19 protein-coding genes are annotated in these 26,150 nt (G+C 72.1%); 12 read left to right on the top strand and 7 right to left on the bottom strand.

All coding sequences use genetic code 11. The annotated features are described in order from the left end of the window. Nucleotides 1-151: 151 nt before the first annotated feature. Both OG230_RS15410 and hemL read right to left on the bottom strand, forming a co-directional pair. On the bottom strand, nucleotides 152-844 hold the full coding sequence (locus OG230_RS15410) for a histidine phosphatase family protein (protein ID WP_328910787.1): 693 nt from the start codon (nucleotides 842-844) through the stop codon (nucleotides 152-154). Next, the gene (hemL, locus tag OG230_RS15415; protein WP_328911411.1) at nucleotides 841-2,148 is read right to left on the bottom strand and encodes a glutamate-1-semialdehyde 2,1-aminomutase; all 1,308 of its coding nucleotides are present in this window, start codon (nucleotides 2,146-2,148) and stop codon (nucleotides 841-843) included. Before hemL ends, OG230_RS15410 begins: the two co-directional genes overlap by 4 nt. Before the next feature lie 285 nt (nucleotides 2,149-2,433). Here hemL and OG230_RS15420 point away from each other — a divergent pair, with 285 nt between their 5' ends. Together OG230_RS15420 and OG230_RS15425 are read left to right on the top strand one after the other, a co-directional pair. Further along, nucleotides 2,434-3,018 carry a hypothetical protein gene (locus OG230_RS15420; protein ID WP_328910788.1) on the top strand — a complete coding sequence of 195 codons (585 nt, stop codon included), beginning with the start codon at nucleotides 2,434-2,436 and terminating at the stop codon, nucleotides 3,016-3,018. Nucleotides 3,019-3,211: 193 nt separating this feature from the next. Beyond that, nucleotides 3,212-6,949, top strand: coding sequence for a S8 family peptidase (locus OG230_RS15425; RefSeq protein WP_328910789.1), 3,738 nt, complete (start codon nucleotides 3,212-3,214; stop codon nucleotides 6,947-6,949). 63 nt (nucleotides 6,950-7,012) lie between these two features. On the opposite strand, the gene OG230_RS15430 is transcribed toward OG230_RS15425, so the two are convergent. Next, a complete protein-coding gene (locus OG230_RS15430) occupies nucleotides 7,013-8,011 on the bottom strand; it encodes a TrmB family transcriptional regulator (protein WP_328910790.1) in 999 nt (332 codons plus the stop codon). Between the two features lie 123 nt (nucleotides 8,012-8,134). Here OG230_RS15430 and OG230_RS15435 point away from each other — a divergent pair, with 123 nt between their 5' ends. The 4 genes from OG230_RS15435 to OG230_RS15450 all read left to right on the top strand — a co-directional run bounded on the left by OG230_RS15435 (nucleotide 8,135) and on the right by OG230_RS15450 (nucleotide 17,673). Further along, a complete protein-coding gene (locus OG230_RS15435; protein WP_328910791.1) occupies nucleotides 8,135-8,491 on the top strand; it encodes an ArsR/SmtB family transcription factor in 357 nt (118 codons plus the stop codon). Nucleotides 8,492-8,721: 230 nt separating this feature from the next. After that, nucleotides 8,722-11,271 carry a S8 family serine peptidase gene (locus OG230_RS15440; protein WP_328910792.1) on the top strand — a complete coding sequence of 850 codons (2,550 nt, stop codon included), beginning with the start codon at nucleotides 8,722-8,724 and terminating at the stop codon, nucleotides 11,269-11,271. Then, a complete protein-coding gene (locus tag OG230_RS15445) occupies nucleotides 11,271-14,207 on the top strand; it encodes an FG-GAP-like repeat-containing protein (protein ID WP_328910793.1) in 2,937 nt (978 codons plus the stop codon). The genes OG230_RS15440 and OG230_RS15445 overlap by 1 nt, the downstream gene beginning before the upstream one ends. A 115-nt stretch (nucleotides 14,208-14,322) precedes the next feature. Continuing rightward, complete coding sequence (locus tag OG230_RS15450) at nucleotides 14,323-17,673, top strand: BTAD domain-containing putative transcriptional regulator (protein ID WP_328910794.1); 3,351 nt, start codon at nucleotides 14,323-14,325, stop codon at nucleotides 17,671-17,673. A gap of 475 nt (nucleotides 17,674-18,148) precedes the next feature. Here the strand turns inward: OG230_RS15450 and OG230_RS15455 are convergent, their stop codons facing one another. Next, nucleotides 18,149-18,721: a TIGR03086 family metal-binding protein gene (locus tag OG230_RS15455; RefSeq protein WP_328910795.1), complete on the bottom strand. Its 573-nt coding sequence runs from the start codon at nucleotides 18,719-18,721 to the stop codon at nucleotides 18,149-18,151. A gap of 232 nt (nucleotides 18,722-18,953) precedes the next feature. Here OG230_RS15455 and OG230_RS15460 point away from each other — a divergent pair, with 232 nt between their 5' ends. The 4 genes from OG230_RS15460 to OG230_RS15475 all read left to right on the top strand — a co-directional run bounded on the left by OG230_RS15460 (nucleotide 18,954) and on the right by OG230_RS15475 (nucleotide 22,176). After that, the gene (locus OG230_RS15460) at nucleotides 18,954-19,505 is read left to right on the top strand and encodes a GNAT family N-acetyltransferase (protein ID WP_328910796.1); all 552 of its coding nucleotides are present in this window, start codon (nucleotides 18,954-18,956) and stop codon (nucleotides 19,503-19,505) included. An 85-nt stretch (nucleotides 19,506-19,590) separates the two neighbouring features. After that, nucleotides 19,591-20,370, top strand: a complete 780-nt coding sequence (locus OG230_RS15465; RefSeq protein ID WP_328910797.1) for a phosphodiesterase — start codon at nucleotides 19,591-19,593, stop codon at nucleotides 20,368-20,370. A gap of 141 nt (nucleotides 20,371-20,511) precedes the next feature. After that, a complete protein-coding gene (locus OG230_RS15470; RefSeq protein WP_328910798.1) occupies nucleotides 20,512-21,354 on the top strand; it encodes an NAD(P)H-binding protein in 843 nt (280 codons plus the stop codon). 66 nt (nucleotides 21,355-21,420) lie between these two features. Then, nucleotides 21,421-22,176, top strand: a complete 756-nt coding sequence (locus OG230_RS15475; protein ID WP_328910799.1) for a Mut7-C RNAse domain-containing protein — start codon at nucleotides 21,421-21,423, stop codon at nucleotides 22,174-22,176. Here OG230_RS15475 and OG230_RS15480 read toward each other — a convergent pair. Both OG230_RS15480 and OG230_RS15485 read right to left on the bottom strand, forming a co-directional pair. Continuing rightward, nucleotides 22,173-22,709 (bottom strand): MarR family winged helix-turn-helix transcriptional regulator, encoded by a 537-nt coding sequence (locus tag OG230_RS15480; RefSeq protein WP_328910800.1) that lies wholly within the window; start codon nucleotides 22,707-22,709, stop codon nucleotides 22,173-22,175. The two genes, OG230_RS15475 and OG230_RS15480, sit on opposite strands and share 4 nt — an antisense overlap. A 37-nt stretch (nucleotides 22,710-22,746) precedes the next feature. Further along, nucleotides 22,747-23,322 (bottom strand): TetR/AcrR family transcriptional regulator, encoded by a 576-nt coding sequence (locus tag OG230_RS15485; protein WP_328910801.1) that lies wholly within the window; start codon nucleotides 23,320-23,322, stop codon nucleotides 22,747-22,749. Nucleotides 23,323-23,459: 137 nt separating this feature from the next. Here OG230_RS15485 and OG230_RS15490 point away from each other — a divergent pair, with 137 nt between their 5' ends. Continuing rightward, the gene (locus OG230_RS15490; protein WP_328910802.1) at nucleotides 23,460-24,935 is read left to right on the top strand and encodes an FAD-dependent oxidoreductase; all 1,476 of its coding nucleotides are present in this window, start codon (nucleotides 23,460-23,462) and stop codon (nucleotides 24,933-24,935) included. A gap of 37 nt (nucleotides 24,936-24,972) precedes the next feature. Here OG230_RS15490 and OG230_RS15495 read toward each other — a convergent pair whose 3' ends face one another. Then, nucleotides 24,973-25,485 carry a hypothetical protein gene (locus OG230_RS15495; RefSeq protein WP_328910803.1) on the bottom strand — a complete coding sequence of 171 codons (513 nt, stop codon included), beginning with the start codon at nucleotides 25,483-25,485 and terminating at the stop codon, nucleotides 24,973-24,975. A 130-nt stretch (nucleotides 25,486-25,615) separates the two neighbouring features. On the opposite strand from OG230_RS15495, the gene OG230_RS15500 reads away from it, so the two are divergent. Further along, nucleotides 25,616-25,969, top strand: coding sequence for a YnfA family protein (locus tag OG230_RS15500; RefSeq protein WP_328910804.1), 354 nt, complete (start codon nucleotides 25,616-25,618; stop codon nucleotides 25,967-25,969). Nucleotides 25,970-26,150: the final 181 nt, after the last annotated feature.

Here is a 26,150-nt window from a genome sequence, read left to right on the forward strand (position 1 = left end):
AACACGGGGGTTCCGCGAACCGGAACAAATATCGTTACGAGACCAGACCCTTACGGAACCTGCACACCGATAAAGATCGACACCGCAATGGGGGCCGCAACGGAGAGGCGGCACCCGGACGCACCGGGCACCGCCCACCTCCACGCCCGGCCTACGCGCCGAACGCCTTCGACTTCCCCTTCACGGGCTTGGCCCCGGCCAGCAGATGCGCCGGTACGAGATCCCGCGCCGGCTCCGTGTACGCGACCGACACGATCTTGTCGCCCTCGTACGTGAAGCTGGTCAGCGAGGCCAGCGTGCACTGCCGCCTGCGCGGGTCGTGCCACAGCCTGCGGCGCTCCACGAAGCTCCGCACGATCCAGATCGGCAGCTGGTGGCTGACGCACACCGCCTCGTGACCCCGGGCCGCGTCGCGCGCCGCGTCCAGGGCGCCCATCATCCGTACGACCTGCTCGATGTACGGCTCGCCCCAGGACGGGGTGAACGGATTGGTGAGGTGCTTCCAGTTCTCCGGGCGGCGCAGGGCCCCGTCGCCGACCCCGAAGGTCTTGCCCTCGAAGACGTTGGCCGCCTCGATCAGGCGGTCGTCCGTGGCCAGCTCCAGGCTGTGCGCGGCGGCGACCGGCGCGGCCGTCTCCTGGGCACGCTCCAGCGGGGAGGCGACGACATGCGTGATGTCGCGCTTCTCCAGGTGCTCCGCGACCCGGTCGGCCATCTGCCGGCCGAGCTCGGAGAGGTGGTAGCCGGAGCGCCGCCCGTAGAGGACGCCGTCCGGGTTGTGCACCTCGCCGTGACGCACGAGGTGCACCACGGTGGTGTCGTCACGCTTCACGTTCTCGCTCATGCGGTCGCCTCCGCGGCGGCCCGCGCCGCGGCCGGCAGGGCGGCGGCGATCCGCTCGACGGCCGCCGTGTCGTGGGCGGTGGAGACGAACCAGGACTCGAAGGCCGACGGCGGCAGGTAGACACCCTGCGCCAGCATCGAGTGGAAGAAGGCGGTGAAGCGGAAGGCTTCCTGCTTCTTCGCGTCCTCGTAGTCGCGGACCGGCTGGTCGGTGAAGAACACGGAGAACATGTTGCTCGCCGCCGACACCGTGTGCGCGACGCCCTCCTTGGTGAACGCCTCGCCCACCAGTCCGCGGAGCTCCGCGGAGACCGCGTCGATCTTCGCGTACGCGGCGTCGTCCAGCAGGCGCAGCTGGGCGAGCCCGGCGGCGGTCGCGACCGGGTTCCCGGAGAGCGTGCCCGCCTGGTAGACGGGACCGGCCGGGGCGAGGTGCGCCATGACGTCGGCGCGCCCGCCGAAGGCCGCGGCCGGGAAGCCGCCGCCCATGACCTTGCCGAAGGTCATGAGGTCGGGGCGGACTCCGTCGATGCCGTACCAGCCGGCCTTCGAGGTCCGGAATCCGGTCATGACCTCGTCGGAGATGTACAGCGCGCCGTTCGCCGCGCAGATCTCCTTGAGCCCGGCGTTGAAGCCGTCCAGCGGCGGTACGACGCCCATGTTGCCGGGCGACGCCTCGGTGATCACACAGGCGATCTCCCCGGGCTGCGCGGCGAACGCGGCCCGCACGGCCTCCAGGTCGTTGTACGGCAGCACGATCGTGTCGCCCGCCTGGGCGCCCGTGACCCCGGGGGTGTCGGGCAGACCGAAGGTGGCGACGCCGGAGCCGGCGGCGGCCAGCAGCGCGTCGACGTGCCCGTGGTAGCAGCCGGCGAACTTCACGACCTTCGCGCGGCCGGTGAACCCGCGGGCCAGCCGGATCGCGGACATGGTCGCCTCGGTGCCGGACGACACCAGCCGTACCTGCTCCACCGGCTCGATCCGGGCGACGATCTCCTCGGCGAGCGCGACCTCGCCCTCACCGGGCGTGCCGAACGAGGTGCCCCGCCCGACGGCGTCCTGGACGGCCGCGATGACCTCGGGGTGGGAATGGCCGAGAATCATCGGCCCCCACGAGCACACGAGGTCGACATACTCACGACCGTCGGCATCGGTGAGGTACGGACCGGTACCGGACACCATGAACCTGGGCGTACCGCCCACGGCCCGGAAGGCTCGTACGGGAGAGTTCACGCCGCCGGGCGTCACAACGGACGCACGGTCGAACAGCGACTGCGAAACTGGGGCTTCGTATGAATACGCCACTTTGGTCCTGATCTGCGATTCGGGGGTCGGGAGGCCGGGCCGGAAGTCCTGGCCAACGGTGAGCAAGGAGCGCACTCTCCTCGTATCACGAAAGGGCGTCGGCCCCCTCGCGTCTGCGAAACTGGGGCGACATTAGGGAAAGCTCACACATGCCATGGTGTCAGAGGCACGGACGGTCTTGCGGACAGGTGTTTCACCGCACGCCCGTGGGGGAGGTCACTGACACGATGATCGGGTTGCGCAGCGGGGGCTGTGTCTCCTAAGAAGTAGTCGGGTGGATGAGATATGCATCGCGGTGGCGGAGTGGGCGAAGGGACCGACGACCTGGGGCCCGAGCCTGCCCGGCGAGGGCGGCACCGGCGCGAGGCCGAGCGCATACAGGGCACTCAGGCAGGCAATGCCAGGAGTCCCGGGAGCAGGAGCAGTGGCCGCGTGGGGGTGACCTACAAGTACTTCGGGGCCCCCGACGGGGCCACGGCAGCCCGTGTGCCCATTTCGATGCGCCCCGAGGAGCTCGGCGGCGACGAGCTGGGCATGGGTGGCATGTTCACCAAGATCAAGCCGGAGACGGTGGCCGCCATGGTCCTCACCGGCATACAGGGCATACCCCTGCACAAGGTCCCCCCGCTCGAACTGGTCGTCCTGCACCCCGACTACGCGGTGGTCAAGCTCCCGATGACGGTCGTCGACCCCCTGCGCGACGTCGGCGAGGAATCGGTCGGAGCGGCAGCCTTCATCTGGTCCACGGTCCCGGACCGCGGCGGCCCCCGCGACGCGTTCAACGTCTACCAGCTGCTCCACGAGTGGCAGGACTTCTCCCACCGCCTGCACGACGCGGGCCACCAGGCGTACTGCCTGGTGTGGCCCTGACCTGGGGCTCCCCGGGGGCTGGGTGGGGTTTCGGCCCGTCGGCCAACTGAACTGCATCGAGGCGTAATTCACCCAGCATCGGGGCAAAACACCACCTCCGTGCTCGCCCCGGCCCTGGCGACCTGTGCCATGGCGAGAGGTCGCCATCAAAGCCTCGTGTCCGGGCCGGTGGGCGTCGCGCAGGATGCTCGGCATGATTCCTGCTTCTCCTCCAGCCGATGGCACGGCAACATCCCCCAGCACCCGGCGCCGGGCCCTGTTGGCCGCGACCGCCGTCGCACTGGCCGGCGGCCTGCTCCTGCCGCTGGGCCCCGCCACCGCCGCACCGGCCGCCGCACAGCCGGCAGCCTCGTCCGGGTCCGCCGAAAGCACCACCCACCGGATCACCCTGGTCACCGGCGACGTCGTGACGTTCACCGACGGCCCCGGAACCCGTGACCTCGTCACCACCGCCCCCGACGCCCAGGTGTCGGTCGAGCAGTTCGGCGACGACGTCTTCGCCGTCCCGCTCGACGCACAGCCGCTGATCTCCGCCGGGAAGGTGGACCGCCGGCTGTTCAACGTCACCGACCTGGTCGAGATGGGGTACGACGACGCCCGCACCGGCGGCCGGCTGCCGGTGATCGCCACGTACGACGCGAAGACGGCCCGCTCGCAGCCGTCCGCGCCCCGGGGCAGCAGGGTCACCAGGCGCCTGGAGAGCATCGGCGGCGCCGCGCTCACGGCGGACAAGGGCGAACGGCGGTCCTTCTGGAAGTCAGTCGCGGGCTCCGCCGAGGACCGCGCCCTCGAAGGCGGGATCACCGGGCTGTGGCTCGACGGCAGGGTCGAGGCCGCCCTGAGGGACTCCGTGCCGCAGATCGGGGCGCCGGAGGCATGGGCGAAGGGCTTCGACGGCAAGGGCGTCAAGGTCGCCGTGCTGGACACCGGCATCGACCTCGACCACCCGGACGTCAAGGACCGCGTCACCGTCGCCAAGAGCTTCGTACCGGGTGAGGAGGTGGAGGACGGCAACGGCCACGGCACCCATGTGGCCTCCACCATCGCCGGCTCCGGCGCGGCCTCGGGCGGTGCGTACAAGGGTGTCGCCCCGGCCGCCGACCTGCTGATCGGCAAGGTGCTGGGGAACAACGGCTCCGGCGCCGACTCCGGCATCATCGAGGCGATGGAGTGGGCCAAGGACCAGGGCGCCGACGTCGTCAGCATGAGCCTCGGCACCCCCTACGGCGACAGTGGCTCCGACCCGATGTCCCTCGCCGTCGACGCGCTGTCCGCGAACGGCGGTCCGCTGTACGTGATCGCCGCGGGCAACGCGGGCGCCGAGGGTTCCGTCACCGCCCCCGGCTCCGCCGAGAAGGCGCTGACCGTCGCCGCGGTCGACAAGTCCGACACCCGTGCGTCCTTCTCCAGCCAGGGTCCGCTGACGCGCAGCCATGCGCTGAAGCCCGACATCTCCGCACCGGGCGTGGACATCGTCGCCGCCGCCTCGCAGTCCGTTCCGGGCTGGACGGGCGGGATGTACCGCTCGATGGACGGCACCTCGATGGCCACCCCGCATGTGGCCGGTGCCGCGGCGATCGTGCACCAGCAGCACCCGGACTGGACGGGCGAGCAGGTGAAGGACGCGCTGATGAGCACGTCCAAGAAGCTTGCGGACACGCCGTACTCGATGGGCACCGGGCGGGTCGACGTCTCCGCGGCCGTCGGCAGCACACTCACGGCCACCGGTTCCGTCGCCGCCGCGGTCTACACCTGGCCGCACAGCGCCGACGACCCGGCGACGACGAGGACCGTCACCTACACCAACAACGGCACCGAGGACATCGCCCTCGACCTGGCCACGGACACCACCGACCAGGCGTACACGCTGGCCGACCGCGCGATAACCGTTCCGGCGGGCGGGAAGGCGCAGACGACACTCGCCCTCGACCCGGCCGCCGTCGCCGTGGACACCTCGTTCTCCGGGCAGGTCGTCGCCAAGGACCACGCCACCGGCGCGGTCGTGGCGCACACCGGCTTCGCGCTGTACAAGGAGCGCGAGCTGTACGACGTGACCATCAAGCTGCGCGACCGCAGCGGCAAGCCCGCGACCGGCATCGTGACGCTGGGCGCGCTCGGCGGCACGGACGTCGTCGAGCCGATGGTCACCGGCGAACTGACCCTGCGCGTACCGCCGGCCGACTACGTTGCGTGGGCACACCTGCAGGTCGAGGGTGAGGCACCGGACGCGCACGCGACGGCGTTCCTCGTCGACCCGGAGACCAAGGTCACGGACGGTCCGGCGACGATCGTGCTGGACGCGAGCAAGGCCCGCAAGGTCGAAGTGCGCACCCCGAAGGCGGCCGAGACCTCGCAGTGGCGCTACGACATGGCGAGGACCGCCCCCAACGGCAGAGTGATGCGCAAGACCACCACGCTGCCGATCTACGGTGACGAACTGTGGGTCAGCCCGACCGAGCCGGTCACCGAGGGTGATTTCAGCTACCTGACGCGCTGGCGGCAGACCGAGCCCGGCTTCCGTGTCCGCACCGACGGCGGGACGCTCGACGCGCTGACCCAGAGCGGCAGTCCCAGGACCACCGACAAGTTCACCGCGCGCGCCGTGTACGCGGGCGTCGGCGCGGTGGACGACTACGCGGGCAAGGACGTCAGGGGCAGGATCGTCGTCATCGACCGTTCTGCGGAGGTGCCCCCGCGGGAGCGGGCGGCGAACGCCGCGGCGGCCGGGGCGAAGGCCCTGATCGTCGTCAACGACGGCATCGGCCGGCCGAGCGAGACCTACGGCACGTCGACGTCCCCCGCGGCCTTGCCGGTGGCAGGCGTCCGCAAGGCGGAGCGGGCCGCACTGCTCGACCACATCGCCGAGCACGGCGCCCTCTCCCTCGACGTGGACGCCACTGCGGACTACCTGTACGACCTGGTGTCCCGTTACCAGGGCACCGTCCCGGATCGTCCACTGGTCTACGCCCCGGACGCCGACCGCGATCTCGCCAAGGTGGTCAACACCTTCCACGGCGACCGCGACGCGCAGGGCGGCGGCTACCGCTACGACATTCCGGCCTACGGACCGGGGGTCGGTTTCGCGCAGTACGAGGAGTACCCGGGGAAGCGCACCGAGTGGGTGTCCCCGCTCGGTGACGGGTACAAGTGGACGGACCAGCACCAGATGCTGAGCCCGGCGTCCTTGGAGATGTACGGCCCCCTGGCCGACGTCCAGGCAGGCCGGTCCTACGACCGGAACTGGTTCGGACCGGTGCAGCGACCCCGCATGGGCACCGCGTTCGCCGGACCGTACCGCGACGCCAACAACACCCTGTCCCTGGCCGTCGAGCCCTGGACGGACAGCGGCCCGGCCGGAACCTCCGGCATCGGTGACGGTGAGTTCAAGACCGTCCTGTACCGCGACGGCGTGCAGGCCGCGCAGTCGGCCGGCCGGGCGGTCAGGGCCACCAGGCAGCCGGCGGAGGAGCTTCCGTACACGCTGGTCATGGACGCCTCCCGCGACGCGTCGTTGTGGCACACGTCGACCCGCACCCACACCGAGTGGGAGTTCGACTCGAAGGCGATCCCCGCGGGCACGCCGGGAAGCCGGGAGGACGTGCGGCTGCTGCAGCTCGACTACGGAATCGACACCGACCTGGCCGGTGACGTCAGGGCCGGCCTGCCGGTCGTCCTGACGCTCTCCTCCGGAACCCAGGAGTGGCTGCCCTCGCGGGTGACGGCGAACACGGCGGCCCTGTCGGTCTCCTACGACGACGGCGCGACCTGGAAGCCGGTCACGTTGCTCCGCACCGCGGCAGGTACCTGGAAGGCGGCGCTGCTGCCGCCGAAGAGCAAGGCGGGCGGTTTCGTCTCGCTGAAGGCTTCCGCCGAGGCGGACGGCGGACTCGGCGTCAGCCAGGAGATCATCCGGGCCGTCGGCCTGCGCTGACCCCCACCGCGCACGGCGGCCGGCCGCAGCCCCTCCCCAGGGCCGCGGCCGACCGCCGTGCGTTCAGCGCTTCACCCAGCCCTGCTCGTACGCGTGCCATCCCAGTTGCATCCGGGTCGTGACCCCGGACAGTTCCGCCAGCCGCTGTACCCGCCGCTGCATGGTGCGCAGCGACACATCCAGCCGGGCGGCCACCTTGCGGTCGGTCAGTCCGGTCAGCATCAGGGAGAGGATCAGGAGGTCGGTCTCGTCCGGTCCTTCGGTCTGCGGTTCCTCCACCACCTCGCCCGTGGACGACATCAGCAGCGGCCGAGCCGTCACCCAGACGCCCTCGAAGAGCCCGACCAGCGCTTCGACCAGCCCGCCGGCATGCACCACCAGGGCAGCCGCTTCGGCCGACGCCTCGGCTTCGGCCGTCGACTGCAACGGCAACAGGGCGATCGACCGGTCCGCCACCACGAGTTTGGTGGGAACCCGTTCCACGACCCGTACCTGCTGGGCCCGGTCGAGCGCCGAGGACAGCTCCACCAGGGTGGACGGCTGCTCCAGCACGGATTCCTCGATCACCACCCGATAGTTCACCCCCCGGGCGGTCGCCTGCTCCTCCGCCTGGTGCTCCTCGCCGCGCACGGCCATCGGTTCGGCCGTGACCAGCACCTGCAGCTCGTGCGTCGCACCCCGCTGCAACTGCTCGAAGCGGTGCCTGATGGGGCCGGCGCCGGTGAGTACCTCCACGACGTCGGACCGCCCCGGCCCGGCCGACAGCCGCCGGTAGTCCTCGGCGAGCGCGGCCACCTCCGCCTCGGCCTCCTGCAGCGCGTGTCTGCGTTCGGCGAGCGCCCCGCCGAACGCGAGCGGCGGCGGTGCCGCGGCGTAGCGCCCCGGGGCGTCCGCCACGGGGGTGACCATCCCCCGGGACTCCAGACGGCTCAGCAGCCGGGCCGCCTCCCGTTCGCCCAGGCGCAGGTGGTCCGCGACGGCGGACCAGGACGCCGGCCCCCGCTGCACGAGCATGCGATAGGCCGCCTCCTCGCCTTCGGCCAGCCCGATGAAGTCAAGCAACGGTTCACCTCTCCTCTGCCCGCCTCTGCGACGTTGCGCGTGTTCCGCAGGGCCGTGCCAGTCTGCAGCACGGTTTCCCGCCACGGGCAGCCCCCTTGGTTCGACATGTGTCAACATAGACGCATGTCGAATACGAAGGTGTTGCCGCTGCTGGAGTCGCAGGCCGAGCCCTGCTGCCCGCCCCTGTCGGAGCGCCCGCTGACCGCCGAGGAGGCCGTACGCACGGCCGCGATGTTCAAGGCGCTCGGCGATCCGGTCCGGCTGCGACTGTTCTCACTGGTCGCGTCCCACGAGGGCGGCGAGGCGTGCGTCTGCGACATCTCGGACGTCGGGGTCTCCCAGCCGACCGTCTCCCACCACCTGAAGAAGCTCAAGGACGCGGGCCTGCTCACCTCCGAACGACGCGGCACCTGGGTCTACTACCGGGTCGAGCCGTCCGTGATCGCAGCCATGGGAGACATGCTCGCCTCGCGCGGCTGACGCCTCGGGCCCCGCGGACGGCGGAGCACGGACTCGTACAGCGCGGCACACACAAGCCCCGGGCCCCTCGGCCCGGGGCTTCCTCGTGCTGCGCACCGGCTCCGTCAAGATCAGTAATTCGTCAGTAACAACCCGCACCTAGCGTCCGGCCCCGGTCGGTCCCCGGGCCTCATCCACCCCGGAGTGCGTGTCGGGACGGCCCCTCTGCACACCCAAGAAGGAGCAGTCCCATGTACCTGCCCCGCACCCTCCGGCGCAGACGCGCCGTATGGGCGGCGGCCACGGCAGTCGCCGTGCTCGTCGGCTCGGCACCAGCCGCCGCCGCCCAGTCCGCGTCCGGCGGAGAAGCCCGTGGCGCGAAGATCGACTCCGCAGTCCTCGACACCGTCGGGAAGGGCGAGGAGGCGACCTTCTACGTCGTCCTCGACCAGCAGGCCGACCTGGCCCCCGCCAGGGGCAAGCGCAGCCACGAAGCCCGGGCCACGTCCGCGTTCTCGGCGCTGCGCGCGAACGCGGCGAGCAGCCAGGCGCGGATCCGTACCTTCCTCGACAAGGAGAAGGTCGGGTACGAGTCGTTCTGGATCGCCAACGCCCTGCGCGTGACGGGTGACGAGCGACTGATCGACGAGCTGGCCGCCCGGTCCGACGTGAAGAGCATCCGGGCGGAACGTACGTACCACCTCGACGACGTCGAGCAGAGCGGGACCGACCCCGCAGGCGTCTCCTCGGCCGCCGACCCCGAGTGGGGCATCAAGGACATCAAGGCCGACCAGGTCTGGTCCCAGTACGGCGACCGGGGCGAAGGCATCGTCATCGCCAACATCGACTCGGGCGTGCAGTACAACCACCCGGCGCTGGTGGGCAACTACCGCGGCAACCTGGGCGACGGCACCTTCAGCCACGACTACAACTGGTACGACCCGACCGGCGAGTGCGGCACCTCCGGCACGCCCTGTGACAACAACGGCCACGGCACGCACACCATGGGCACCATGGTCGGCGCCGACGGCATCGGCGTCGCCCCCGGCGCCCGGTGGATCGCCGCCAAGGGCTGCGAGTCCAGAAGCTGTTCGGACGCCTCGCTGCTCGCCTCCGGTCAGTGGATCCTCGCGCCGACCGACCGCAACGGCCAGAACCCGAAGCCCGAACTGTCCCCCGACATCGTCAACAACTCCTGGGGCGGCGGCGACACGACCTTCTACCAGGACATCGTCCAGGCGTGGAACGCGGCCGGGATCTTCGACGCGTTCGCCGCGGGCAACGACGGCAACGGCACGACCTGCTCGACCGCGCACGCCCCGGGCTCGCAGGCCCCGGTGTACGGCGTCGGCGCGTACGACTCCACCGGCAAGATCGCCGACTTCTCCGGCTTCGGCCCCTCGCTGGTCGACGGCTCGATGAAGCCCGACATCTCAGCCCCCGGCGTCAACATCCGCTCCGCCTGGCCCGGTTCGGCGTACCGGAGCATCAACGGTACGTCGATGGCGACCCCGCACGTCGCGGGCGCCGTCGGCCTGCTGTGGTCCGAGGCCCCCTCGCTGATCGGTGACATCACCGGCACCCGCGCCCTCCTCAACGGGGCCGCACGCGACGTGGACGACACCCACTGCGGCGGCACCGCGGACGTGAACAACGTGTGGGGCAACGGCAAGCTCGACATCTTCGCCTCTGTCGACGCCGCACCCCACTCCGCGGGCGTCATCTCCGGCAAGGTCACCGACCGGGCGACCGGCGCAGCGGCTTCCGGCGTGTCCGTCAAGGCCGAGGGCTCGGGCGCCACCCGCTCCGTCACCACCGGCGCCGACGGCTCCTACCGGCTGACGCTGCCCGCGGGCGCGTACACCTTCACGCTCGACGGCTACGGATACGCGCACGCCGCCGAGTCCGGCTACGAGGTCGCCACCGGCCGCGACGCCGCAAAGGACTTCGCCCTGGACGCCGTACCGGACCACGCCGTGACCGGCACCGTGCTCGACGTCACCGGCAAGCCCCTCGCCGGGGCCAGGGTCGCCGTCGCGAACACGCCGGTCGCCGGCGTCACCACGGACTCCGCCGGCCGCTTCACCCTGCCGGAGGTCGCCGAGGGTTCCTTCACCCTGACGGCCACCCCCACCGCCCCGGTGAAGTGCAACGGCGTCTACGCCGGCGTGCTGACCGTCGACGGCGACGAGACCCTGACCGCCACCCTGCCGAACCGCTCCGACGCCGCGGGCAACAGCTGCGCCCCGGCCGCGTACTCCTGGATCGGCGGCGCCACGAAGACCGGCCTGAGCGGTGACGAGAATGCCAAGACCCTCGCCCTGCCCTTCCCGGTGAAGCTGTACGGAGTCCCGTACAGCAGCGCGAGCGTCACCACCAACGGCGTCGTCAACTTCCTCCAGCCGCGCCTGGGCGACTACGACAACACCGCGCTTCCCAACGCCGCCCAGCCCAACGGCACCGTCGCCGCGTTCTGGGACGACCTGGTCATGGACAAGAAGTCCAGCGTCCAGACCGCCACCACCGGCACGGCGGGCACCCGGAAGTTCGCGATCGTCTGGAACAACGCCGCGTTCGCCTCGGACACCTCGCTGCGGGTCTCCTTCGAAGCCGTCTTCGACGAGGCCACCGGCGCGATCACTCTCCAGTACAAGGACATCGGCGGCGCCACGCTCCAGCGGGGCTCCTCCGCGACCGTCGGCATGGAGAACCAGGCCGGCACGGACGCCCTCCAGTACTCCTTCAACGAGTCCGTCCTGACCGACGCCTCCGCGATCCGCTTCTCCCCTAAGGCCGCCTGATGAGAAAAATCCACCGCCGGGGCCTGCGCCTCGCATCCGCCCTGGTCGCGGCAGGACTGGCACTGAGCTTCACGCCGCCCGCCTTCGCCGATGACGACAACGGCCTGCTGGTCCTCACCGACAGCCAGGCCGAGGATCTCGCGCAGCACGCGCGGATCGATCCGTACGGAGACGGCGCGACCGTCGACCCGCAGGGCGCGGCCGTGCGCGAGGACGCCGCTTCGGTGCCGTCGTCCACCGGCGCCGACGGCGAGACGGGCGACACCACGGGCAGCGGATCGTCGCTCGACGACTCCACCGACGCCGGCTCCTGGAAGGTCAACCAGAAGTCCTCCGTCGAGGGCGACTTCGGGATGGTCGCCACCGCCCCGGTGGCCGGCTCGGCCGGCGGCGACTACTTCGCACTCGACGCGCTCGGCCCCGTACAGCGGCGCACCGCCGACGGCAAGCAGGTCTGGCGGCGCGACAACGCCTCGTTCTACGCGGACTGGAAGGTCTCGCCGCTGCGGCCCTGGCAGACCGAGCCGGCCCCGGCGCGCATCGTGATGGGCTACAACGCCGTCAGCCCCTTCAGCATCTCCTCGGACAACGGCTACGCCACCGGCGACCTGACCGGTGACGGCGTGGACGACGTGGTCTTCACCGCGAGCGTCGGCGCCACCCCGTACCGACCCTTCACCTCACCCGGCTCCACCCTGCCCACCGGCACCTTCGTGACGGTCCTGGACGGCAGCACCGGCAAGACGTTGTGGAGCAAGCTGTACACCGGCGTCTACAACGTCACCCTGGTCGGCAAGACCCTGGTCGTCGCCGACTCGCCGTACTTCAACCTCAACGCGCCCGCGGGCTCGAAGGCCGCGCTGACGGGCATCCGCTTCTCGTACGCGGACGGAGCGCTCACCCCCGCAGACACCTGGACGTACGACACGGGCACCTTCACCGGGGTCGGCTGGGCGAGCCTGGAGCCTCTGGGCAACGGTCTGCTCGCCGCCTCCTGGAACCTGCGCAAGCTCAGCGCCACCGCGGCCCCGGCCGGCCACACCATGGTCTTCGACACCCGTGACGGCAGCATCAAGTGGCAGCAGACCAACCGTCTCTACTCGCGCCAGCTGCACCTGGACGCCGCCCGAGACCGTCTGGTGTCCCTGGAGCAGTCGGACCCGAACGAGGCCGTCACCTACGAGGTCGCCTCGTACTCCCTCGCCGACGGCGCCCGCACCACGGTGAGCAGCCGCACCAACGCTCTGCCGCTGGACCTGGAGGTCGGAAACCTCCAGGGCGGTGCCAAGCCCGAGTACACGGTCAGCGAGTCCACGCTGGACACCAGCCTGTACATGAACGCGAACACCGTACGGGCCCTGAACGGGGACGACGGCAGTCAGCTGTGGTCGCGCACCGTCAAGCGCGAAGCCGCCAACACCCATGACGGCGGCGCCGCCTGGGGACTGCAGAGCGTCGACGGCAAGATCGTCGCCTCCTACCTGGACGACGCCGGCCGGAGCACCGCCGACAACCGGGGCAGCAGCCGTTACGCCCGGCTCGCCGTCCTGTCCGGCACGGACGGGACGGTGCGCTGGGAGCAGCGCGGTGCGGTCGCCTCGCAGATGTGGGCGCAGCCGTTCCGGAAGGACGACAGCTGGAAACTCCGCACGGTCGACACCAACGAGAACGTCCGCACGTACAACCTGGGCAGCGGCAAGCAGGAGAACCTCCTCCCGCTGCAGGGCCTGCTGTACGCGGCCGTCTCCACGGACATCACCGGCGACAGGAAGAAGGACCTGATCGTCGGCGGCCAGTCCAACGGCGTATACGCCTATGACGGCCCGTCCATGGTCGGCGGCAAGCCGCAGCTGCTGTGGACGGCCGTGATGCCCGGCCGGGTCGGCGCGCTGGCCAAGGCGGATGTCAACGGCGACGGCCGCGAGGAGACCGTCGTCGCCGCCGACTCCGCGACCGCGGTACTGGACACCCGCACCGGCAAGGTCCTCACCACGATCGACGGCGGCGGCCAGTTCGTCCGCACGGTGTGCGTCGCCGACATCAACGGCGACGGCAAGGCCGAGATCATCGTCCCCACCGACAAGGTGCGGGTCTACAACGCCTCCGGCAAGAAGCTGTGGGAGTACGCCGCCCCGGCCGAGGCGGGCGACGTCGTCTTCTCCGACGTGTCGACCGGCGACGGCCGCGTCTACGCCCAGTACCAGACCCGGGGCCAGGTCGCCGAGGCGGACCTCGTCACGGGTGGTGCCGCCCTGCACGGCAAGGACGGCTCGGTCGCCTGGTCCTTCACCCCGAAGTCCGGCCTCGACGGGACGGACGGCAGGATCTACGGCGCTCCGATGCGGGGCGGCACCTTCGCCTCGCCCGGCATCCCGTACGCCGACGGGCACGCTGTCGTCCACACGTACATCACGAAGAGCTCCGCCGGCTCCATGGTCACCGGCGTGCAGATCCGCGACGGGCGCACCGGTGAGCTGCTGCACGAGGGCCTCGCCGGTGGTCCGTTGACCACCGGGAACTGGATGACCGGACCCGAGGGCCTGGTCATGGCCGGCACCGTGTCCTTCCGCACCTATGGCGCCAACGGCCAGGACGCCCTGGTGTACACGCTCCCGGAGACGCAGTCGGGCACCTTCGCCACCGGTCCCGGCGGCAGCCGGATCCTCGTTGCCGGCGAGACGGGTGGTGTCAGCACCTACGACCCGTCCGTCCTGACCGGCGCCGACAACTACCCGGCGAGTGTGTCCGGCATCGATGCACTGGGCGGCCGCGAGGTCTTCGCGGGCGACCTGAACGGTGACGGCGTCGACGAGATCGTCTCGCTCAACTTCGACGATTACGGCACCGACCGCACAGCCGGTCTCATCGGAGGCGCCTACTCCGTGCCCTTCACCGCGATACGCCAGATGATCACGGCGACGATCGACCCTTCGTGATCACTCCCGCAACGGTCCGTCCGACGTGATCCACCCGATTCCCGCAGACCTCCCGAGCACGCCGTCGGGGGGTCTGCGGGCGTGCGCGGCGACACGGCTTAATGTTGTCGCCCTCATGGACAGCACGATCGTGGACGACAGGAGCCCCGCCTCGCCGCCACCACTTCTCCGGCTGCACCTTTTCGGCGGATTCCGGGTGTCCCGCGACACCGGCCCCCCGCTCCCCGACCGCTGGCCACGTCCCAGCGCCCGCGTCCTGGTGAAGATGCTCGCGGTCGCTCCCGGCCGCCGGCTCCACCGCGACCAGGTCATCGAGAGCTGCTGGCCCGACGCCGACCTCGCATCCGCGTACGGCAGCCTGCGCGTCGCCCTGCACACCGCGCGCCACACCCTGGAACCCGAGCTGGCTCCCCGCGGATCCTCGTCCTACCTCGCCACCGACGGCGCGTGGCAGTGGCTGCGGCCGGACACCGTGTGGATCGACGCCGACCACGCGGAGGGCCTGGCAGGGACGGCTCTCAGGCAGGGGGGTACGCAACGGCTGGCCGGTGCTCTCGCCGCGTTCACGGGCGAACTGCTGCCCGAGGACCGGTACGCGCACTGGGCCCAGACCCGGCGCGACCGGCTCGACGGGCTGCGCGACCGGGTCCGGCTGGCTCTCGCCGGGTCGCTGCTGGCCGACGGCTCCCCCGAGGAGGCGGCGGCCACCGCCCGCGCGGTCGTCGAAAGCAACCCCGTGGACGAGCGCGCCCATCGTCTGCTGATCAACGCCTTCCTGCAGCAGGGCCTGCGCAGGGAGGCGGTCCGGCAGTTCCACGAGTGCCGCGAGATCCTTGCTACGGAGCTGGGCATCGGTCCCGACCCGGAGACCGAGCGGCTGCACCTGCTGGCGCTCGACTCCCCGGGCGGCAAGGCGCCCTCCCCGACGGCCGGCCTCACCCGCCCGGCCGCCCTGCGGGTGCCCGTGCCCGGTCCTCTGTACGGCCGCGGCCCCGCACTGGCCGAACTGCTCTCCCCCGACGCGCCCCCCGTACAGCTCCTCGGCGGCGAGGCGGGGCTCGGCAAGACCCGCCTGGTCACGGAGGCCGCGCGGCGGGCCGCCGACGACGGCACCCTCGTGCTGTGGGGCGCCGGCCACGAGGCCGAGGGACATACTCCGTACGGCGCGTTCGTGGAGGCCCTCGACGGCTGGCTGGCCGACCGGCCCCCTGCCGAGCGGGCGCGCGTGGGCACCGACTATCCGGAACTGGCCGCCCTCCTTCCGTCCCTCGGCCAGACCGGAGCGTCGACGGAGCTCAGCCCCGAGAAGCAGCGCGACCGTCTCTTCCGCGCCGCCGCGGGCCTGCTGGAGGACCTCGCCGACGTGGTGCCGGTCCTGGTGGTGCTCGACGACCTGCACGCCGCGGACGCCGGATCGTTCCAGCTCCTGGCCCATCTGGCGGAGCGGGCCGCGGCGCGGACGCGGCACGACCTGAGGTTCGTGGTCACGTACCGGAGCGAGGAACTGACCGGGACGGATCCCCGGCGGGCCGCTCTCGACATGCTCGAACGCCACGGGCCGGCCGCACACATCGCGTTGGGGCGGCTCGGCCGCGAGGACTGCGAGACGATGGCCGCGGACGCCCTCGGGCTCCCTCCGGGCGCCCCCGTGCCGCAGCGGGTGTGGGACCTGTCCCTGGGCAACCCGCTGTTCGCGCTGGAGCTCGCCCGCGAACTCGAAGCGGGCGGCACGGAACGGGACCTCCACACACCGCAGGGCGTACGGCACCTGATCTCCGCGCGGCTGGCGCGGCTGACTCCCGGCGCCCGGCTCGCGGTCGAGGTGGCCGCCGTGGCGGGGGGTGACGCCGCGCTCTCCGAAGTGCTGGAAGCCGCCGCAGCGCTGCGGCCCGGACTGTCCACGGCCCAGGCGGACGCGGACGCGGCGGTCGCGGCCTCCGTACTGACCGAGCGCGAGGTGGTACTCGACGGACAGCTGGCCCCCGGACTCGCCTTCCGCCACCCCCTCGTCCGTCTGACCTGCTACGAGAACCTCTCCGTGGCCCGCCGCCGGCTGCTGCACTCCGCCTACGCCGGCGCGGTGCTGCACAGCAGACCCGATGCCGTCGACAGGCTGGCCCTGCATTTCGCCCGCGCAGACGACCCCCGCGCCACCGGCTACCTGCGCCAGGCCGCCGAGCGTGCGGCAGCGCTGTGCGCCAACGACACCGCCGACCACTACTACGCAGAACTCACCAGCCGGCTCGACGCGCTGGCCGCCGACGCGGCCTGGGCACGCATCGGCCGAAGCGCGGTCCTTCAGCGGATGGCACGGTACGACGAGGCGGCGCAGGTCCTGCGCGAGGCCGTCGACGACCTGAAGCGGAGCGGCGACGCGGACGGCCTCGTGCTGGCCACCGCGCGCCTGGCGGAGGTGCTCGGCCACTCGCGCGCGCCGGGCCGGGCGCTGGCACTGCTCGACGCCCGGCTGCCCGACGACGGAACCTCGCCGCCGGCGGCGACCGTCCACCACGTCAGCCGGGCCCGGCTTTACCTCATCGTCGGCCGGTACGCCGACGCGGCGGCGGCGGCACGGCGGGCTCGCGCGAGCGCCGAGCAGGTGGCCGGGCCCGAGCGGCGCGGGCTCCTCGCACGGGCGCTGTCCGTGACGGCGGTGTCCCTCGCCCTGGACGGCCGGTTCACCGAGGCGGGCCCGATCGCCGACGAGGCCCTGCCGCACGCGGAGGCCTACGGGGACACCCGGCTGCTGTGCTCCGTCCTCTCCGTGCAGCGCGAACAGGCGCGCCGTTCGGGCAGGCTCCGGGAGGCCCTGGCCACGGGCCTTCGCGCCGCGGAGTTCGCGGAGCGTTCCGGGGACCCGGCCGCCACCGCCTTCGAACGGGCCAACGTCGCCGAGATCCACCTCCTCCTCGACGAGCCGGACGACGCCTCCGCACTGGCCCTGGCAGCCGTGGAGTCGTCCGGGACGGAGCCCAACTGGTCGACCGCGTACGCGAAGGTGGCGCTGGCCCGGGTCCACATGTACACAGCGAGCGGCGACCCCACCGGACTCCTCGAAGAGGCGTTGCGTACGGCGGCGGTCCACGACAACCGGCAGGCGGAGCACGAGGCGCTCACCGTGCTGGCGGAATGGCACATCCGGCAGGACCGCCCGGCCGAGGCCCTGTCGGTTCTCGACGGGATGACCGGCACCGGTCGGGCCCACATCGGCGCCTGGGCCCATCTGACCGCGGGCCGTCCCGAGCGCGCCGCCACTCTGGCCCGGGCCGAGGTCGGCCGTGCCGAGGAGACGGGTGAGTGCCTCGCCGAGATCGGGGCCCGTACCGTCCTCGCCGCGTCACTCGCGGCGCTGGGCCGCGCCGAGGAGTCGGCCGAGGGCTTCGCGACCGCGTCGGCGCTCGCGGCGAGGCTGCCCTACCCGGCGGGACTGCGCCGGATCGAACAGGCGAAGAAACTCGCCCACTGAGCCGGCCCGCGCCGGGACGGTCCGCGGAGGTGAACCACGGCTTCACGGCGCGGAGACGTCGGGCGGGGGCGCACTCCGTCTCCGGGCGCTGCCCGTCGCGCACTCCTGGGTCCGGCGTACGCCCCTGTGCAGCCCTATTCGGCCATTCATTGACCGAAGAATGATCTTCAGCTGACCTGTCGAACCTGCCGATGTAAGGGGCATCGACCCTGAAGGAGACCTGCCGTGGATGACGTTCTGCTGGCCCTGTCCATCCCCGTGCTGGTCTTCGCAAGCGGCATCTACGCGGCAGGCGAGTGCTGGTGGCGGCGCCGGCACCCGGCACCGCCGTCCCCTTACACGCATCAGGCGGCCCGCCTCGCCGAGCGCGCGATGCTGACCCGGGCCGAGGACATCGTCGACGGGGCGTACGAGAGCCTCTCCCCCCTCTACGACCCGCCCCTCGTACGAATTCCAGCCACAAAGGCCACAGCCGTCACACCCGGGGCGAACGCCAGCCAGGATCACGACCGGTCACAGCCAGCGCCTGCTCGAAGGCGGTAGCACCGGCCGGTACGGGGAACGGCTCGCCGAACACCTTGCCCTTCCGGGCCTGCGGAGCCATCGCGGCAAGACCGGGCCCCACCTCGTCCACCACGGCCTCGTCCGGCTCGAAGTCCTGACCGGTCGCCCGCGCCAGATCCCAGGCGTGCACGGTCAGATCGCCCAGCGCCATGAGGCCGACGGTCCTGGCCGGCATCCCCATCCGGCCCGTCACACCGTCCTCGGCGCCGGGCACGCCCCACGCCTCGACCAGGCGGGCCGTCTCCTCCTCGAACCTGCCGCGCCAGTCCCCCGTGACGACGTCCGGGGCGTCACCGAACTCCGACGGCTCCCTGGCCGCCAGCGCCCGGAAGTTGGCGACCACGTGGAAGAGATGGCTGACCAGGTCCCGGACGTCGAACTCCGTGCACGGCGTGGGGTCGCCCAACTGGCCGTCGTCGATTCCCCGCACCACGGCGATGGCCCGGACCCGGGCGGCTTCCAGCAGTTCACTGATCTTCTCCATGCCCCCGACCGTGCACCCGGCGGCGCCCCACGTCCGGAAGGGACGCGCCACGGACGGAGCACCGGCGCCCGCAGGATCACCCGCATGGCAGGGCCCGACGCGACACGAGGGCATCACGGGACACGCGGGGTCATCACCGACACCCCGGCCCGTCCGCACCCGGCCCGCCTCCGCCTCTCGCCGTCTCTCGCCGCCCGGCCGGTTGTCAGTGCCCGGCCCTAGAGTTTTCGGCATGGACAGCGCTGCGTCATCACCGGCCTCGCCGGCCTCCCCGGTGCGGATCGACCCCTGGTCCGACGACGACCTGGAGCTGCTCCGCCGGGCCAACGCGCCCGAGCTGATGGACCACCTCGGCGGCCCCGAGAGCGAGGAGCAGCTCCTGGGCCGCCACGGACGCTACGTGGCGCTGAGCGCGGACCGTACGGGCAAGGGACGGATGTTCCGGATCATCCTGGCCGACAGCGGCGAGGCCGCGGGGACGATCGGCTTCTGGGAGCGCACCTGGCAGGGCCAGGAGGTGTACGAGACGGGCTGGGCCGTCCTGCCCGGCTTCCAGGGTCTCGGCATCGCGACGGCGGCCACGAGAGCCGTCGCCGAGCAGGCGCGGGCCGAGCACAAGCACCGCTATCTGCACGCCTACCCGTCCGTGGAGAACGGCGCGTCGAACGCGGTGTGCCGCAAGGCGGGCTTCGTCCTGCTCGGTACGTGCGATTTCGAGTACCCCCCGGGCACCCCCCTGCTGACGAACGACTGGCGGCTGGACCTCGGCCCCACCGACGAATGAAGGCTTGCGCCGCCCCCGGACGACCGATCTAATGGATGGTGGATCAGTAACCATTATTCGACTTCACTGAGCGACGGGGGCCCCGATGCTGCTGGCACACATCAGCGACCTGCACCTGGACGGAACCGACCGCGCGACGGAGCGGGCCACCCGCGTGGTGACCTACCTCAACTCCCTGACCCGGCAGCCGGACGCGGTCCTGGTCACGGGCGACATCGCGGACCACGGCGCCCCCGAGGAGTACGCCGAGGCGGCCCGGCTGCTCGCCGGACTCACGGCGCCCGCACTTCCCTGCCCCGGCAACCACGACGACCGCGCCACCTACCGCAAGGTCCTGCTGGCCGACGAGCACCCCACCGGGACGGACGCCGGCACCGGCCCCGTCAACCGGCTGCACCACGTGGCCGGTTACGCACTCCTGCTCTGCGACTCGACGATCCCGGGCGAGGACGCGGGACGCTTCGACGACGAGACCCTCGACTGGCTGGCCCGCACCCTGGACGACCTGGGCGACACCCCGGCCATCCCGGCCTTCCACCACCCGCCGGCCACGGTCCACCACCCGTACCTGGACTCCACGAACCTCACCAACGCGGCGCGGTTCGCCGAGCTGCTCGCCGAGCGGTCCCTCGACGACGTCCCCGCGATCCTGACCGGGCACGCCCACACCCCCATGGCGGCCACCTTCGCCGGGCGGCCCCTGCTCGTGGCGCCGGGAGTGGTCTCGACGCTGCGGCTGCCCTGGGAGAGCGGAGACGGACTCGTCAGCACCGTGGCGCCGCCCGGCGTCGCCTTCCACGTCCTGGACGAGGGCGACCGGGGCGCCGGTGGCCGCATCACCACGCATTACCGCGTCGTGCCGTAACCGCGCACCGCCCGGCCCTCCCCAAACCATTTGACGGGGAGGGCCCTTCCCTGGATATTTATCTGCGTCACGCAGCTTATGCGTCACGCAGTTCATACGGCAGCCCGTTGGCAGTCGCCCCCCTTCCCGAAGGAGCACCCCGTGCCCACCACCCTCGTCACCGGTTCCCGAGGCCGTGTCGGCTCCGCGCTCGTCCGCCTGCTGCACGGCGCGGGCCACGACGTACGCGCCGCCTCCCGCAGCCCCGAGCAGCTCACCCCGCCGGCCGGCGTACCCGCCGTCGCCTGCGACCTGAGCGACCCCGCCACCTTCGCCGCCGCACTGGACGGCACGGACTCCGTCTTCCTGTACGCCGAACCGGCCGGGATCGACGCCTTCCTCAGCCACGCGGAAGCCGCCGGAGTCACTCACGTCGTCCTGCTCTCCTCCAGCGCGGTCCTCGCCCCCGACGCCGCCGACAACCCCATCGCCGCCCCGCACCTCGCGGTGGAACAGGCCCTGGCCGCCTCCCCCGTCACCGCCACGTTCCTGCGCCCCGGCGCCTTCGCGGGCAACGCGCACCAGTGGGCGCACCCCATCCGCACCCAGGGCGCCGTCGACCTGCCGTACCCCGGCAGCCACACCAGCCCCATCGACGAGACGGACGTCGCCGAGGCGGCGCTCGCGGTCCTCGCGGACCCCGGTCTGCGGGGCTCCGCCCACCACCTGACCGGCCCCGAAACCCTCACCGCCGCCGAGCAGATCGAGATCCTGGCGAAGGCCACCGGCCGCCCCGTCACCGCGCACGCGGTGAGCCGGACCGCCTGGCTGGAGTCGGTGTCCCCCTTCATGCCCGCCCCCCTGGCCGGAGCCCTGCTCGACTACTGGGCCGACTCGGACGGCGTCCCGGCCCTCGTGACCGGCGAGACCGAGCGGCTGACGGGCCGCCCCGCCCGCACCTTCACCGCCTGGGCCGAAGCGAACGCCGCCGCCTTCCGCCCCTGAGCCACACCGCACCCCCCGCCCGGAAAGCCCTCGCTGCCGCACCCCGCCCAGTGGCATCCTGGCCAGGTGAACGGACCGGAGATCATCCTCGAAGTAGCCCCCGAACTGCGCCTCTTCGTCGCACACGAGCGCCGCGGGGGACGCACGACCGTCACCACCGACGGCTCGTCGACACTCGGCCACGTCGTGGAATCGCTCGGAGTCCCGCTCACCGAGGCCGGACAACTGCTCGTCGACGGCCACCCCGTACCCGTCTCGCACATCCCCGGCCCGGGCGAACGGGTCGAGGTGCGCGCCGTGGAGCGCCCCCAGCGCGTTCCGGGTGCCCCGTTGCGCTTCCTCCTCGATGTCCATCTCGGCACGCTCGCCCGGCGCCTGCGCCTGCTGGGCGTCGACGCCGCGTACGAGAGCGAGGACATCGGCGACCCCGCGCTGGCCACCCTTTCGGCCGCGGAACAACGCGTACTGCTCTCCCGGGACCGGGGGCTGCTGCGGCGGCGGGAGATCTGGGCGGGGGCCTATGTCTACAGCGACCGCCCGGAGGCCCAGCTCCGCGACGTACTGGGCCGGTTCGCACCGGTCCTCGCACCGTGGACCCGGTGCACCGCCTGCAACGGCGAGCTGAGGGAGACCGACAAGAACGCCGTGAGCGACCGCCTGGAGCACGGCACGCAACAGTCCTACGACGTGTTCGCCCAGTGCACCGAGTGCGGCCGGGTCTACTGGCGGGGCGCCCACCACAGCCACCTGGAAACGATCGTCGCCGACGCGGTCCGCGAATTCGGCGGCCTCGGCACCGAGGCCCCGACCGCGCGGTCCTAGGGCCTTTCGCCGACAGCGCCGGGGCCGGGGCTGCCCGGCCCCTCGGCCGCCTCGAACTCGCCGCCGCGCAGCCGTTCGATCTGTGCCGCACTGAGCTCGACCGTGCGTCGCATATGGGCGATGAGGAGGGCGACCTCGTCGTCGTCGTACGCCTCGAACATCGCCGCCCAGTCGCCGTTCAGCCGCGCCCAGACCTCGCCGAACTCCGCCATCCGCTCCGGCACGGCCGCGACGAGGACCCGCCGCCGGTCCGCCGTGTCGCGTTCGCGGGTCACATAGCCGGCCCGCTCCAGCCGGTCGACGAGCCGGGTCGCCGAACCGGTGGTGAGCCCGGTCAGTTCCGCGACGCGGCCCGTGGTGACGGGCTCCGCCTCCAGGCTGAGCAGGTTGAGGCACTGCAGGTCGGTGGGGTGCAGCCGCAGGTGATCGGCGACGGCCTGGTTGAACAGGGCGTACGCGGCCATGTAGCGGCGCGAGGCGACGGACAGCTCGGCCAGCAGGACACTGCGCCGGCCGGAAGACTTCTGCGGCATGCAGAGAGTGTACGAAGCAGACAAGCCGCGGCCCCCGTTACGGCCCCTCCGCGGTCAGATAGCGCTGGAGCGTGGGCGCGAGCCAGGCCACGACCTCCTCGCGGGGCATCGCCGCAGCGGGCTCTATCCGCAGGACGTAGCGCGCGAGCGCCATCCCCAGGATCTGCGAGGCGGCGAGGGCGGCCCGGCGCGGGGCATCGGCGGGATCAGGGCAGACACCGGCAGCTATCGGACCGAGCTGCTCGGCGAAGACGGCCCGCATCCGCTCCGCTCCCGCCTCGTTGGTGACGCCCACCCTGAGCAGCCCCGTAAGCACGTCGTCCTGCTCCCAGCGGTCCAGGAAGTGGGTGACGAGCACCGCCCCGATGTGCTTGCCGGGCAGCGCACCCAGCTCGGGAAGGCGCAGGTCGATCGCGGACGCGGCGGCGAACAGCCCCTCCTTGTTGCCGTAGTAGCGCATCACCATCGACGGGTCGATCCCGGCGTCGCGGGCGATGGCCCGGATGGTGGCGCGCTCGTAGCCGTCGGCGGCGAAGCGCTCGCGCGCGGCGTCAAGGATCGCGGCCTTGGTGACATCCGAACGGCGGGGGGATGCGGGGGCGTGCGTCATCATGCCAACAACTGTAGGCCAACACCCGTTGACACACCAGACGGACCCGCTCTACATTTGCCAACAAGCGTTGACCAACACCTGTTGGCACGCAGCTGCCGCCCACCACCCGTGGGCACTCGGTATCGAAGGAGGCCGTCATGACCGGCACGCCCCACACCGGAACCAGCGCCAGCCCCACCCCCGACACCACGGACGTGATCGTCGTGGGCGCAGGCCCCACCGGCCTGCTGCTCGCCGGCGACCTCGCCGCCCAGGGCCTCTCCGTCACCCTGCTGGAGCGCCGCCCCCGCGAAGCCGGCAACATGACGCGCGCCTTCGCCGTGCACGCCCGCACCCTCGAAGCGCTCGACACCCGGGACCTCGCCGACGAACTGATCGGGACCGGCACCCGCCTCACCGGACTGAGCCTCTTCGGCAAGCTCCGGCTCGACCTCTCCCGCCTGCACTCCCGCTTCCCGTTCCTGCTGATCACTCCGCAGTACGAGGTGGAGCGCCTGCTGGAGCGCCGGGCCCGGGCCGCGGGGGTGGACTTCCGGTTCGGGGCGGAGCTGCTCGGCCTGGACCAGCCCGCAGGACAGGACACGGTCACCGCGCGGACGCGGGACGCCGACGGCACGCCCACCACGCTCTCCGCCCGCTACCTGGTCGGCACCGACGGAATGCGCAGCGCCGTGCGCCAGGCGCTCGGCCTCCCGTTCCCGGGCAGGTCCGTGATCCGCTCCATCGTCCTCGCCGACGTCAGACTCGCCGAGGAGCCCGCCGGCCTGCTCACGGTCAACGGCGTGGGGGACGCGTTCGCCTTCATCGCCCCCTTCGGCGACGGCTGGTACCGGGTCATGGGGTGGAACCGCGCCCGCCAGGTCGCCGACACCGAGCCCGTCGAGCTCGACGAGCTGCGCGAGATCGCCCGCCGCGCGCTCGGCACCGACTTCGGTATGCACGACGCCCGCTGGATCTCCCGCTTCCACAGCGACGAACGCCAGGCGCCCGCCTACCGCGTGGGCCGGGTATTCCTCGCCGGCGACGCCGCCCACGTCCACTCCCCCGCGGGCGGCCAGGGAATGAACACCGGACTGCAGGACGCCGCGAACCTCTCCTGGAAGCTCGCCGCCGTACTGAAGGGGCACTCGGCCGACCCGGAAGCCTTGCTCGACAGCTACCAGTCGGAACGCCACCCGGTCGGCACCGCGGTGCTGCGCAGCAGCGGCGCGATCGTGCGTCTGGCCATGGCCCGCACCCCGTTACAGCGCGCCCTGCGCTCGGCCGTCGCCCACCTGCTGTCCACCGTGCGCCCCGCCTCGCACAAGGCGCTGGGCATGATCTCCGGCATCGGCATCTCCTACGGGGCTCCCCGTCACGCACACCGCCTGACCGGCACCCGCGCCCCCGACCTGACCCTCGCGGAAGGCCGACTCCACGAACTCCTGCGCGACGGCACGTTCGTCCTGGTCACCCCCGCCGACAGCGCCACTCCCGCGAGCCCGACCCCCTTGGTCCACGCCCACTGGACAGGGGACCGCGCCACCACCCTGCTCGTACGGCCCGACGGATACGTCGCCTGGGCGAGCGAGCGCCCCGACCCGGAGGGCCTGCGTCACGCCCTGGGCCGGTGACGGTCCACCGCGCCGGCGGCGCCGGCCGCCCACCGGGTCAGAAGACGTACGCGTCTCCCGTGGCCGGCGCCAGCACCTCGTGCCGGTTGTTCCGCTGCTCGCGATCCGGCACACCACCGCTCCACACCGTGTCGACCCGGACGACCACCTCGGCAGGCCGTGTCCCGAGCCGCAGATCGAGCGCCGCGCGCCGGGTCTCGCCGTCCGCGGACAACGGCCCCGTCCGGCACAGCACCGTGCGGCTGCCGCCCCAGAGGCACCCCTGCGGCAGCCCCTGACGACCCGCCAGGGGCGTCGAGAAGCGCAGCCTCACCGTCGCGTCCGCCAGATCCCACGGACCGCTGTTCGCACTCTCCAGCCAGATTCCGAGCCGATCGCCCCAGAGGGAGACATGACCGTGATGGGCCAGATCCGCCTCCGGCACGACGCCCGGGGCCACGGGCGGCGTCACGGGCGGGGCGGCGGCCGAGGAACCCGCCCCCCACAGCACGGTCGCCGCCATCGCCGCCCCGGCGGACACCACCAGCAGAGCTCTACGCGTCACTACCATGCGGCGAACATACAGATCGCCCCCAATCATCCCTATTTAATGACCGGTTCGACGCGCCTCACCCCACCCGCACGGCCCACCCGCACGGCCACCGACCGGCCGGCCGCGCCCCCCATGTCACGCTCTCCGCATGCTTGTCGCGCGCTCCATCGCCCTCTTCCTCGTCGCCGCACTCTTCGAGATCGGCGGAGCCTGGCTCGTCTGGCAGGGCGTGCGGGGCAGCCACTCGCAGGGCGGACGGGGCTGGATCTGGATCGGCGCCGGCGTCATCGCCCTCGGCCTGTACGGATTCGTGGCGACGCTCCAGCCCGACGGCGAGTTCGGCCGCATCCTCGCGGCGTACGGCGGTGTGTTCGTCGCCGGTTCGATCGCCTGGGGCATGGTCGCGGACGGGTACCGCCCCGACCGCTGGGACGTGATCGGCGCGCTGGTCTGCCTGGCCGGTATGGCCCTGATCATGTACGCACCACGCGGCGGCCGGTGACCCTCCGCACTCCGCACCCCTCGCGGCGAACGGACTCCCCGTCCCGCCCACCGTCACCCCGTCCTGTCCCGGCCGGCCTCCCCGTCCCGCCGGCCGGCGGTCCACCGGGCGGACGGGTGAAACCGCGCCGCACCGGGCTGCCTATCCTTGGCCGCGTACCGATCAGCTGTCCGAGGAGATC

This window comes from Streptomyces sp. NBC_00234 (assembly GCF_036195325.1).
Classification (GTDB): domain Bacteria; phylum Actinomycetota; class Actinomycetes; order Streptomycetales; family Streptomycetaceae; genus Streptomyces.